This window comes from Alkalihalobacillus sp. AL-G (assembly GCF_030643805.1).
GTDB lineage: Bacteria > Bacillota > Bacilli > Bacillales > Fictibacillaceae > Pseudalkalibacillus.
In genome coordinates, this window is record NZ_CP094656.1 from 112,071 (window position 1) to 124,387 (window position 12,317).

At 47.9% G+C, this 12,317-nt stretch carries 7 protein-coding genes, 11 tRNA genes and 3 rRNA genes; all 21 read left to right on the forward strand.

The genetic code is table 11. The features are described from left to right. Positions 1-329: 329 nt before the first annotated feature. On the forward strand, positions 330-1,175 hold the full coding sequence (gene folP / locus MOJ78_RS00560) for a dihydropteroate synthase (protein ID WP_304981152.1): 846 nt from the start codon (positions 330-332) through the stop codon (positions 1,173-1,175). Continuing rightward, on the forward strand, positions 1,168-1,533 hold the full coding sequence (gene folB / locus MOJ78_RS00565) for a dihydroneopterin aldolase (protein ID WP_304979331.1): 366 nt from the start codon (positions 1,168-1,170) through the stop codon (positions 1,531-1,533). The genes folP and folB overlap by 8 nt, the downstream gene beginning before the upstream one ends. Continuing rightward, complete coding sequence (gene folK, locus MOJ78_RS00570) at positions 1,526-2,050, forward strand: 2-amino-4-hydroxy-6-hydroxymethyldihydropteridine diphosphokinase (protein ID WP_304979332.1); 525 nt, start codon at positions 1,526-1,528, stop codon at positions 2,048-2,050. The genes folB and folK overlap by 8 nt, the downstream gene beginning before the upstream one ends. Further along, positions 2,002-2,232: a helix-turn-helix domain-containing protein gene (locus MOJ78_RS00575; RefSeq protein ID WP_304979333.1), complete on the forward strand. Its 231-nt coding sequence runs from the start codon at positions 2,002-2,004 to the stop codon at positions 2,230-2,232. The genes folK and MOJ78_RS00575 overlap by 49 nt, the downstream gene beginning before the upstream one ends. Before the next feature lie 5 nt (positions 2,233-2,237). After that, positions 2,238-3,230 carry a tRNA dihydrouridine synthase DusB gene (gene dusB, locus MOJ78_RS00580; protein WP_304979334.1) on the forward strand — a complete coding sequence of 331 codons (993 nt, stop codon included), beginning with the start codon at positions 2,238-2,240 and terminating at the stop codon, positions 3,228-3,230. 77 nt (positions 3,231-3,307) lie between these two features. Further along, the gene (locus tag MOJ78_RS00585; protein ID WP_304979335.1) at positions 3,308-3,730 is read left to right on the forward strand and encodes a GreA/GreB family elongation factor; all 423 of its coding nucleotides are present in this window, start codon (positions 3,308-3,310) and stop codon (positions 3,728-3,730) included. A 374-nt stretch (positions 3,731-4,104) separates the two neighbouring features. Then, positions 4,105-5,592 carry a lysine--tRNA ligase gene (gene lysS / locus MOJ78_RS00590; RefSeq protein ID WP_304979336.1) on the forward strand — a complete coding sequence of 496 codons (1,488 nt, stop codon included), beginning with the start codon at positions 4,105-4,107 and terminating at the stop codon, positions 5,590-5,592. A 547-nt stretch (positions 5,593-6,139) separates the two neighbouring features. Next, positions 6,140-7,690 (forward strand): 16S ribosomal RNA (locus MOJ78_RS00595). Between the two features lie 201 nt (positions 7,691-7,891). Beyond that, a tRNA-Ile gene (locus MOJ78_RS00600) sits at positions 7,892-7,968 on the forward strand. A gap of 20 nt (positions 7,969-7,988) precedes the next feature. Then, positions 7,989-8,064: transfer RNA gene (locus MOJ78_RS00605), tRNA-Ala, on the forward strand. A gap of 242 nt (positions 8,065-8,306) precedes the next feature. Then, positions 8,307-11,244: ribosomal RNA gene (locus MOJ78_RS00610) — 23S ribosomal RNA — on the forward strand. Positions 11,245-11,379: 135 nt separating this feature from the next. Beyond that, positions 11,380-11,495 (forward strand): 5S ribosomal RNA (gene rrf / locus MOJ78_RS00615). The 16S, 23S and 5S rRNA genes sit together here with 11 tRNA genes alongside, the layout of an rRNA operon. 8 nt (positions 11,496-11,503) lie before the next feature. Continuing rightward, a tRNA-Val gene (locus tag MOJ78_RS00620) sits at positions 11,504-11,579 on the forward strand. Positions 11,580-11,597: 18 nt separating this feature from the next. After that, positions 11,598-11,673 (forward strand) — tRNA-Thr (locus MOJ78_RS00625). A gap of 11 nt (positions 11,674-11,684) precedes the next feature. After that, positions 11,685-11,760 (forward strand) — tRNA-Lys (locus MOJ78_RS00630). Between the two features lie 19 nt (positions 11,761-11,779). Continuing rightward, positions 11,780-11,865, forward strand: a tRNA-Leu gene (locus MOJ78_RS00635). Between the two features lie 4 nt (positions 11,866-11,869). Beyond that, positions 11,870-11,944: transfer RNA gene (locus tag MOJ78_RS00640), tRNA-Gly, on the forward strand. A gap of 5 nt (positions 11,945-11,949) precedes the next feature. Beyond that, positions 11,950-12,038 (forward strand) — tRNA-Leu (locus MOJ78_RS00645). A 28-nt stretch (positions 12,039-12,066) separates the two neighbouring features. Then, positions 12,067-12,143, forward strand: a tRNA-Arg gene (locus tag MOJ78_RS00650). 5 nt (positions 12,144-12,148) lie between these two features. Beyond that, a tRNA-Pro gene (locus tag MOJ78_RS00655) sits at positions 12,149-12,225 on the forward strand. 10 nt (positions 12,226-12,235) lie between these two features. Further along, positions 12,236-12,311, forward strand: a tRNA-Ala gene (locus tag MOJ78_RS00660). Positions 12,312-12,317 lie beyond the last annotated feature (6 nt).

Genomic DNA, 12,317 nt, shown 5'->3' on the forward strand with positions numbered 1-12,317 from the left:
AAGCTGATGCGATGGATGAATTGTTATCGATTGAGGCTAGAATTGATACAGAAAGCCGTGGACTGCTTTTGCAAAGTAAAAAGGTAATCCGACTTGAAGGGTTAACGACGAAAACCGCCTGGCACCTAAAGCATTCTTTGGTAAAGTTCGGCCAGAACTGCGTGTTAAATGAGGGTGCTGAAGAGCTTGAGAGCGGGGAAACACATGCGCTCATCGTTGGTCACACGCTTGGTATTCAAAAAGCAATGGAAACACTCGGGACGTATACCAACGACGATTCCAACCAATTACGGAAGGATATTCTTCAGCTGATAAAAGGCGAGCATCGGATGGAGAAGCAATGGAACATTCAGCTCGGAAACAGAACCGTCGATCTTAATGAACGCACATGGATCATGGGTATTTTAAATGTGACCCCCGACTCATTTTCCGACGGTGGAAGGTATAACTCAATCGAGCAAGCCGTTGAGCATGCAAAAAAAATGGTCGATTCGGGTGCAGACCTCATCGACATCGGCGGAGAATCCACCCGACCTGGTTTTGAAGAGGTCAGTGAAGAAGAAGAACTGAAGCGTGTCCTCCCGTTTATTAAAGCGATTAAGGAAGAAATTGATGTACCTATTTCAATCGATACGTATAAAGCCGAAGTCGCAAAACAAGCAATCGAAGCAGGGGCAGATATCATCAACGACATATGGGGTGCTAGGGCTGACCCGCAAATGGCTGAAGTAGCAGCACAGTTACAGGTCCCGATCATACTCATGCACAATAGGGAAAATCACAACTACGAGCACCTCATGTCCGATATTGTAAAAGACCTGCGTGAAAGCATTGAACTTGTGAAAAACGCTGGAGTTAATGAGGAAAATATCATATTGGATCCAGGGGTTGGGTTTGCAAAGACGTATGAAGATAACCTTGAAGTGATGAACAAGCTTGAAACAATCACTACGATGGGATATCCCGTTTTACTTGGCACATCTCGAAAAGGGTTCATTGGTAAAGTTCTTGAGGCCGAGGTAGATGAGCGGGTTGAGGGAACAGGAGCGACGACTTGCCTCGGAATACAGAAGGGTTGCCAGATCATCCGAATTCATGATGTACTTGAGAACAAACGAATGGCGATGATGATGGACGCAATGCTGACCAATAGGAGGACGGTTTCGAATGGATAAAATCTATATCAATGACATGAAGTTTTATGGTTACCATGGTGTTTATCCAGAGGAACAAAAGCTTGGACAACGGTTTAATGTTGACCTTGTCTTAGAGTGTGATCTTTCGAAAGCCTCTCGGTCGGATGATATTGAATATACCGTTCATTATGGACAGGCCTATGAAATCACAAAAAATATTGTTGAAGGTAAACCACGAAAGCTTGTAGAAACCGTTGCGGAAAAAATTACAGAAGAATTATTGAATGCATTTCCAATAATCCATGCATGCACCGTAAAAGTGTTTAAACCAGACCCGCCGATTCCGGGGCACTATGAATCCGTCGCAATCGAAATAGCGAGGTCACGTCATGAATGATGTATTTATTGCTTTAGGATCGAACATCGGTGAACGAGAAGAATATTTACGACGAGGCTTACAATCGATCGGACAGCTAAAAAACACAACCGTTAAACGTGTAAGTTCGATTTACGAAACGGAACCGGTAGGCTTTACCGAACAAGCTCCCTTTTTAAATATGGTCGCAGAAATCGAAACGGCATTTTCTTCCAATCGTTTACTTGAAGAACTCTTGCAAATTGAGAAGAAATTAGACCGTACACGCGAAATACATTGGGGACCACGAACATTAGACCTTGACATTTTGCTGTATAATCAAGAAAATATACAATCAGAAGAACTAAAGATACCACACCCTAGAATGCTCGATCGAGGTTTCGTCATGATTCCACTTTATGAGCTGCAGCCAGATCTACAATTTCCACACACGGATCAACGTTTTTCGACCATCATAGAAGAACGAATCAACCATGAAGGAGTAAACGTATGGAAACGGAACAATGGGGTAGGAGAATTCGGGCTTTTCGAAAATTAAAAGGCTACACACAGGAAGACCTGGCAAAGGCAATGAAAGTATCCGTCTCAATCCTTGGTGAAATTGAACGAGGAGTCCGACTGCCAACCGATGGCCAGATCGATAAGCTGACAGGTGTGCTAAATATAACATTAGAGGAGTTGTCTCCAAAAGACAGCTCAAATCAATATGTAGAGAGGTGAAAAATATGTTTCAGATCGGCGATATTCAATTAAAAAACCGTGTTGTCCTAGCCCCGATGGCTGGTGTCTGTAACCCGGCCTTCCGTTTGATTGCAAAAGAGTTCGGAGCAGGGCTCGTTTGTGCGGAAATGGTTAGTGATAAAGCGATTTTACACAAGAATGACAAAACAATGCGCATGCTTTATGTCGATGAAAGGGAAAAACCTTTGAGTCTTCAAATCTTTGGCGGTGAAAAGGAAACACTTGTTGAAGCAGCAAAACACGTGGATGACTATACGAATGCCGACATCATCGACATTAATATGGGCTGTCCAGTTCCTAAGATTACAAAATGTGATGCAGGGGCAAAATGGCTCTTGGATCCACAAAAAATCCACGACATGGTTGCAGCGGTCGTACCTGAGGTCAAAAAACCAGTAACCGTCAAAATGCGGATGGGCTGGGATGATGATCATATTCTGGCAGTTGAAAATGCAAAGGCTATTGAAGAGGCAGGCGGGAAAGCTGTTGCTCTGCACGGCCGGACACGCGTACAAATGTACGAAGGAAAGGCAAACTGGGATATCATTCGCGATGTTAAGGAATCCGTCTCAATTCCGGTCATCGGAAACGGTGATGTCTCCACGCCGCACGATGCCAAACGCATGCTTGATGAAACCGGCTGTGACGCTGTAATGATCGGCCGTGGCGCACTTGGAAACCCATGGATGCTGTACCGTACCGTTCAATTCCTTGAAACAGGTAAGATTCATGGAGACCCAACCCCAAGTGAAAAAATTAAAGTTTGCATGCTCCACTATGATCGATTAATTGCATTGAAAGGCGAGGACATCGCGATGAAAGAAATGCGAAAGCATGCAGCATGGTATTTGAAGGGCCTTCCGAAAAATGCGAAAGTGCGTAATAAGATAAACGAGCTTGATACAAGACAAGAATTAGAGCAAGTATTGTTTGACTATGTACAAGAAGTTGAAGCAAAACAAAAACAGGTAGGATAAATCTGTAACCTTGGCGAATAGTAGTACCTATACCTCTTGGTGTTTACACAAAGAACCTAACTTTTAGGAGGATGAGTATGAGTGTAAATTCACCCCAGCTTACGAGTGAAGGCATCAAGACACTAGCTACGGAACTATTAGACGTGTATGACAGAAGGAACAAGCCATTGTTCAACACTGCCGAAATGCACAAACAAGAAGGCGAATTTTCTGTAAAGCGGATAGGGGAACTTGAACATCTCCTGTATTCTGCAGAATTATTGTCTGGTCAACGAACAGAAACCATCTCGCTCGGTTCAACTGTAATGCTTCTCGACATCTTTTTGGATGAGGTGGACACGTATCGCCTCGTACACCCTGTAGAAGCGTCACCGATAACGAGAAAGCTATCCATCGAATCGGCTCTTGGAAAAGAACTGCTTTTAAAGGAAAAGGGAGATATGGTGACTGTTCATCTACACGGCACACGGATTCGATACCAAATCATTGATGTAATATAAAATTAAAATATGTGTTCAAAAAGTAGACGATTCAGATATACGGAGGATCGACTAAAATACGTTACGTCCTGCGCCTACGCCTACGGTTACTATGCGCAAAACTGCATTGTTGTTAGGCTTTTAGATGTCTTGTAACAACATCGAACTGACTCACATCGTGTAAGCCTGAGGCGCGACAGTTTGGAGGAAGGCTTCTAACTCGAAAACATCAAGGAACGAAGAAATTCACCGTTTATCAACGAGCGGTACTTGCACGAAGGCAACGAGTTGTACCGAGGAAGGTTACCTCGGAGCATTGACTTGTAGACACAGGGAATGAGTCCTTGGATACTTTTTGAACAAACTATCAATAGATATACCCCGGGAGTGATTAGATGAGTCAAGACGTCGAATTAAACGACCAACTGCTCGTTCGACGAGAGAAATTAAATAATTTGCGTAACCTTGGGATCGACCCGTTCGGTCACAGGTATGAACGCAGCCATACTGCAGAGTCCATGACTACTGCATTTGGCGAACAATCGAAAGAAGAATTAGCTGAACACAACCATGAAGTAACCTTTGCCGGTCGAGTCATGACCAAACGCGGAAAAGGTAAAGCGGGATTTGCCCACGTCCAGGATTTGACGGGACAAATTCAAATTTACGTACGTAAAGATAGCGTTGGAGAGGAGCAATATGACCTCTTCAACACTATTGATATTGGGGACATTGTCGGAGTAAAAGGAATTGCATTTAAAACTAAGGTAGGGGAACTTTCCATCAAGGCTACTGAGTTCACTCTGCTATCGAAATCGTTACGCCCCCTACCGGATAAATTCCACGGATTAAAGGACATCGAACAACGATACCGTCAACGTTATGTGGACCTTATTATGAATCCGGAAGTAAAAGATACATTCATTACACGCAGTAAAATCCTGCAGTCCATGCGCCGTTACCTTGACTCAGCAGGCTACTTAGAGGTAGAAACACCTACAATGCATTCAATCCCAGGTGGAGCTTCTGCAAAGCCATTCATAACCCATCATAATGCACTCGATATGGAATTATATATGCGTATTGCGATCGAACTGCACTTGAAAAGACTTATTGTCGGTGGACTTGAAAAAGTATATGAAATAGGTCGTGTTTTCCGAAATGAGGGTGTATCAACCCGGCATAACCCTGAGTTTACAATGCTTGAGCTTTATGAAGCCTATGCAGACTATAAAGACATAATGTCTCTTACGGAAAACCTTCTTGCGCATATTGCTAAAGAGGTACTTGGTACGACGCAAATCACTTACGGGGAACACGAGATTGATTTAAAGCCTGAGTGGACTCGTATTCATATGGTCGATGCAGTTAAAGAACATACAGGTGTGGATTTCTGGCAAGAAATGAGTGATGAAGAAGCTCGTGCACTCGCCAAAGAACATAATGTACCTATTCAGAATACGATGTCGTTTGGACATGTCGTCAATGAATTCTTTGAGCATTTTGTTGAAGAAAAACTGATCCAACCTACGTTTATTTATGGACATCCGGTTGCAATATCACCACTTGCGAAAAAGAATGAAGAAGATCCACGTTTTACGGACCGCTTTGAACTTTTCATCGTCGGACGTGAACATGCAAACGCATTTACCGAGTTAAACGATCCGATTGATCAAAAGGAACGATTCGAAGCTCAATTAGTTGAGCGGGAAGAAGGAAATGACGAAGCGCATATGATGGATGAGGACTTCATCGAAGCCCTTGAGTACGGTTTGCCCCCAACAGGCGGACTCGGAATCGGGATTGACCGTGTTATCATGCTTCTGACAAATTCACCATCGATTCGTGATGTACTATTATTCCCGCAAATGAGACACCGTTGATTAACTTACTTTAAAAATAGCAAACCGGACGATAGGAATCAGACCCTCTACATGAACGACATTTAGTATCCTTTGAAAGTAATTTCAGCTAAATGTTGTGTCAGAGGCCGTCTGATTCTTTTTATTATAGAAGCCATCGACATTAGGGTAATCCCTTTATTCATAAATCTTAAAAATTATATTTGAAAAATGTATTGATACTTTGGTGAAAGGTGGTATATTATCTTTCGTCGTTAAAAAATGATTTTGCGACAACACACGAAGGAACAAAAGAAGGGAATTTACTTTCTCAGCTTTTGAAAATGGTTGTTGACACCAACAACCCACATGTGGTACATTAATAAAGTCGCCAATAAGCGACACGGTCTTTAAAAAAGATCGAAAACAGCTCTTTGAAAACTGAACAAAAGCCAAGCGTGAAACGGACCTACATGGATTTATGGTTCTTCGGTTAAGAACGTCACGTCCTGTGACAACACCGAAGTTAGCACATCCATGTGCGTCACAATTTTTATTATTTAAACTATGAGCAAGTCAAACTTCAACTTTATTGGAGAGTTTGATCCTGGCTCAGGACGAACGCTGGCGGCGTGCCTAATACATGCAAGTCGAGCGAACCGACGAGGAGCTTGCTCCTTTGAGGTTAGCGGCGGACGGGTGAGTAACACGTGGGCAACCTGCCTGTAAGACTGGGATAACTCCGGGAAACCGGGGCTAATACCGGATAACTTTTCTCTCTGCATAGGGGGAAGATAAAAGATGGCTTCGGCTATCACTTACAGATGGGCCCGCGGCGCATTAGCTAGTTGGTGAGGTAAGGGCTCACCAAGGCGACGATGCGTAGCCGACCTGAGAGGGTGATCGGCCACACTGGGACTGAGACACGGCCCAGACTCCTACGGGAGGCAGCAGTAGGGAATCTTCGGCAATGGACGAAAGTCTGACCGAGCAACGCCGCGTGAGTGAGGAAGGCCTTCGGGTCGTAAAACTCTGTTGTCAGGGAAGAACAAGTACCGTTCGAACAGGGCGGTACCTTGACGGTACCTGACCAGAAAGCCACGGCTAACTACGTGCCAGCAGCCGCGGTAATACGTAGGTGGCAAGCGTTGTCCGGAATTATTGGGCGTAAAGCGCGCGCAGGCGGTCTCTTAAGTCTGATGTGAAAGCCCACGGCTCAACCGTGGAGGGTCATTGGAAACTGGGGGACTTGAGTACTGGAGAGGAGAGTGGAATTCCACGTGTAGCGGTGAAATGCGTAGATATGTGGAGGAACACCAGTGGCGAAGGCGGCTCTCTGGCCAGTAACTGACGCTGAGGCGCGAAAGCGTGGGGAGCAAACAGGATTAGATACCCTGGTAGTCCACGCCGTAAACGATGAGTGCTAGGTGTTGGGGGGTTCCACCCTCAGTGCTGACGTTAACACATTAAGCACTCCGCCTGGGGAGTACGACCGCAAGGTTGAAACTCAAAGGAATTGACGGGGGCCCGCACAAGCAGTGGAGCATGTGGTTTAATTCGAAGCAACGCGAAGAACCTTACCAGGTCTTGACATCCTTCGCTACTTCTAGAGATAGAAGGTTCCCCTTCGGGGGACGAAGTGACAGGTGGTGCATGGTTGTCGTCAGCTCGTGTCGTGAGATGTTGGGTTAAGTCCCGCAACGAGCGCAACCCTTGATCTTAGTTGCCAGCATTCAGTTGGGCACTCTAAGGTGACTGCCGGTGACAAACCGGAGGAAGGTGGGGACGACGTCAAATCATCATGCCCCTTATGACCTGGGCTACACACGTGCTACAATGGATGGTACAAAGGGCAGCAAAACCGCGAGGTTGAGCGAATCCCATAAAGCCATTCTCAGTTCGGATTGCAGGCTGCAACTCGCCTGCATGAAGCCGGAATTGCTAGTAATCGCGGATCAGCATGCCGCGGTGAATACGTTCCCGGGCCTTGTACACACCGCCCGTCACACCACGAGAGTTTGTAACACCCGAAGTCGGTGGGGTAACCTTTTGGAACCAGCCGCCGAAGGTGGGACAGATGATTGGGGTGAAGTCGTAACAAGGTAGCCGTATCGGAAGGTGCGGCTGGATCACCTCCTTTCTAAGGAGTCCTTTTAGGACATACACGTCTTGAGCTTTTGTTCAGTTTTGAATGAGCTTAATTCATTCGAAAGGCTTTTGCGCCTGCGTTTGCCAAGTGAATGCTTTATAGAAGGATTCCTCGACGCATGGTAGCAAAGAAACTGCATTTTGCAGTCACCATGAACGAGCTTTTTTTATGTAAAAATAAAGAGTTCGGTTTGGGCCTATAGCTCAGCTGGTTAGAGCGCACGCCTGATAAGCGTGAGGTCGGTGGTTCGAGTCCACTTAGGCCCACCATTTTAATACAATACCCCTTTGGGGCCTTAGCTCAGCTGGGAGAGCGCCTGCCTTGCACGCAGGAGGTCAGCGGTTCGATCCCGCTAGGCTCCACCAAAAAACCTGTTGACATTTTGTTAATAGGAGAATATAATTAGTAATCGTCGCTTTAATAAAAAGCGTCGTCCTCCGATCAGTCGGAGAATATGCGCCTGCATAGAAGTTGATTCGATGCAGCGGCTTTGTTCCTTGAAAACTAGATAACGAAAATTCTTGATAACAAGACATCGAAACTATGCGTTAATGTGATGCTTCGGCATCATGAAAACCGATACTCACGAGCGATCGTGAGCATCATTGGTTAAGTTATGAAGGGCGCACGGTGAATGCCTTGGCACTAGGAGCCGAAGAAGGACGGGACGAACACCGATATGCCTCGGGGAGCTGTAAGTAGGCTTTGATCCGGGGATTTCCGAATGGGGGAACCCACTGTCCGTAATGGGACAGTATCCATACCTGAATACATAGGGTATGAGAAGGCAGACCTGGGGAACTGAAACATCTTAGTACCCAGAGGAAGAGAAAGCAATTGCGATTTCCTGAGTAGCGGCGAGCGAAACGGAATCAGCCCAAACCAAGAGGCTTGCCTCTTGGGGTTGTAGGACACTCTATACGGAGTCAGAAAGGAACGGCGTAGGTGAAGTGGTCTGGAAAGACCCGCCAGAGGAGGTAACAGCCCTGTAGCCAAAACGTCGCTCCCTCCAGAGTGGATCCTGAGTACGGCGGGACACGTGAAACCCCGTCGGAAGCTGGGAGGACCATCTCCCAAGGCTAAATACTCCCTAGTGACCGATAGTGAACCAGTACCGTGAGGGAAAGGTGAAAAGCACCCCGGAAGGGGAGTGAAAGAGATCCTGAAACCGTGTGCCTACAAGTAGTCGGAGCCCGTTAACGGGTGACGGCGTGCCTTTTGTAGAATGAACCGGCGAGTTACGATTACGTGCAAGGTTAAGTTGAAAAGACGGAGCCGCAGCGAAAGCGAGTCTGAACAGGGCGAATCGAGTACGTGGTCGTAGACCCGAAACCGAGTGATCTACCCATGTCCAGGGTGAAGTTCAGGTAACACTGAATGGAGGCCCGAACCCACGCACGTTGAAAAGTGCGGGGATGAGGTGTGGGTAGGGGTGAAATGCCAATCGAACTCGGAGATAGCTGGTTCTCCCCGAAATAGCTTTAGGGCTAGCCTCGTGGCTAGAGTTCTGGAGGTAGAGCACTGATTGGACTAGGGGTCCCCACAGGATTACCGAATTCAGTCAAACTCCGAATGCCAGCAACTTATCCACGGGAGTCAGACTGCGAGTGATAAGATCCGTAGTCGAAAGGGAAACAGCCCAGACCATCAGCTAAGGTCCCCAAGTATACGTTAAGTGGAAAAGGATGTGGAGTTGCCCAGACAACCAGGATGTTGGCTTAGAAGCAGCCACCATTTAAAGAGTGCGTAATAGCTCACTGGTCGAGTGACTCTGCGCCGAAAATGTACCGGGGCTAAACGTATCACCGAAGCTATGGATTGTACCGATGGTACAGTGGTAGGGGAGCGTTCAAAGGGCAGAGAAGCGAGACCGGAAGGACTCGTGGAGCGCTTTGAAGTGAGAATGCCGGTATGAGTAGCGAAAAGAGAAGTGAGAATCTTCTCCATCGAAAGCCCAAGGTTTCCTGAGGAAGGCTCGTCCGCTCAGGGTTAGTCGGGACCTAAGCCGAGGCCGAAAGGCGTAGGCGATGGCCAACAGGTTGAAATTCCTGTACCACCTCCTTTCCGTTTGAGCAACGGGGGGACGCAGGAAGGTAGGGAGAGCGCGCTTTTGGATATGCGCGTCCAAGCAGTTAGGCCGGTGGATAGGCAAATCCGTCCACCATAACGGCGGAGCTGTGATGGCGAGGGAACTAAAGTACCGAAGTCCCTGATCCTACACTGCCAAGAAAAGCCTCTAGCGAGGAAAGAGGTGCCCGTACCGCAAACCGACACAGGTAGGCGAGGAGAGAATCCTAAGATGCTCGGGAGAACTCTCGTTAAGGAACTCGGCAAAATGACCCCGTAACTTCGGGAGAAGGGGTGCTCTGATAGGGTGCAAGCCCGAGAGAGCCGCAGTGAAAAGATCCAAGCGACTGTTTAGCAAAAACACAGGTCTCTGCGAAGCCGTAAGGCGAAGTATAGGGGCTGACACCTGCCCGGTGCTGGAAGGTTAAGAGGAGGGGTTATCCCTTACGGGAGAAGCTCTGAATCGAAGCCCCAGTAAACGGCGGCCGTAACTATAACGGTCCTAAGGTAGCGAAATTCCTTGTCGGGTAAGTTCCGACCCGCACGAAAGGTGCAACGACTTGGATACTGTCTCAACGAGAGACCCGGTGAAATTATAGTACCTGTGAAGATGCAGGTTACCCGCGACAGGACGGAAAGACCCCATGGAGCTTTACTGTAGCCTGATATTGGATTTTGGTATCGTTTGTACAGGATAGGTAGGAGCCTAAGAAGCCGGACCGCCAGGTTCGGTGGAGGCGTCGGTGGGATACTACCCTGACGGTATTGAAATTCTAACCCAGGACCGTGATCCGGTTCGGAGACAGTGTCAGGTGGGCAGTTTGACTGGGGCGGTCGCCTCCTAAAGTGTAACGGAGGCGCCCAAAGGTTCCCTCAGAATGGTTGGAAATCATTCGCAGAGTGTAAAGGCACAAGGGAGCTTGACTGCGAGACCTACAAGTCGAGCAGGGACGAAAGTCGGGCTTAGTGATCCGGTGGTTCCGCATGGAAGGGCCATCGCTCAACGGATAAAAGCTACCCTGGGGATAACAGGCTTATCTCCCCCAAGAGTCCACATCGACGGGGAGGTTTGGCACCTCGATGTCGGCTCATCGCATCCTGGGGCTGAAGTAGGTCCCAAGGGTTGGGCTGTTCGCCCATTAAAGCGGTACGCGAGCTGGGTTCAGAACGTCGTGAGACAGTTCGGTCCCTATCCGTCGCGGGCGCAGGAAATTTGAGAGGAGCTGTCCTTAGTACGAGAGGACCGGGATGGACACACCGCTGGTGTACCAGTTGTTCCACCAGGAGCATAGCTGGGTAGCTACGTGTGGACGGGATAAGTGCTGAAAGCATCTAAGCATGAAGCCCCCCTCAAGATGAGATTTCCCATCGCGTCAAGCGAGTAAGATCCCTCAGAGAAGATGAGGTTGATAGGTCTGGTGTGGAAGCGTGGTGACACGTGGAGCTGACAGATACTAATTGATCGAGGACTTAACCTCAAAAAATCGATGTTTGAGTCAAGAATGGACGTTATCTAGTTTTGAAGGAATGTGGGTTCCTAAACAAAGGAACTTCGACTAAAGACCACCACGTCCTGTGGTGAACATCGAAGTCAACACATCCTGTATAAGTAGTCTGGTGACGACGGCGAAGAGGTCACACCCGTTCCCATGCCGAACACGGAAGTTAAGCTCTTCAGCGCCAATGGTAATTGGGGGCTTCCCCCTGTGAGAGTAGGACGTCGCCGGGCTTACATATGGAGGATTAGCTCAGCTGGGAGAGCACCTGCCTTACAAGCAGGGGGTCGGCGGTTCGATCCCGTCATCCTCCACCATTTTAATTACAATTACTTGCCGGCCTAGCTCAATTGGTAGAGCAACTGACTTGTAATCAGTAGGTTGGGGGTTCAAGTCCTCTGGCCGGCACCACTTTTTTAAGTGAGCCATTAGCTCAGTTGGTAGAGCATCTGACTTTTAATCAGAGGGTCGAAGGTTCGAGTCCTTCATGGCTCACCACTTCAATTTATATTATTTTGCGGGTGTGGCGGAATTGGCAGACGCGCTAGACTTAGGATCTAGTGTCCTTGTGACGTGGGGGTTCAAGTCCCTTCACCCGCACCATATTGCGGAAGTAGTTCAGTGGTAGAACACCACCTTGCCAAGGTGGGGGTCGCGGGTTCGAATCCCGTCTTCCGCTCCAATGATGCCGGGGTGGTGGAATTGGCAGACACACAGGACTTAAAATCCTGCGGTAGGTGACTATCGTGCCGGTTCAAGTCCGGCCCTCGGCACCATTTATCGAAATCTAAATATATTTTATGCGCGCCCTTAGCTCAGCTGGATAGAGTGTTTGACTACGAATCAAAAGGTCGGGAGTTCGAATCTCTCAGGGCGCGCCATATTACGGGAAGTGGCTCAGCTTGGTAGAGCACCTGGTTTGGGACCAGGGGGTCGCAGGTTCAAATCCTGTCTTCCCGACCACTTATCTTTTGGGGCCTTAGCTCAGCTGGGAGAGCGCCTGCCTTGCACGCAGGAGGTCAGCGGTTCGATCCCGCTAGGCTCCACCATTTTTA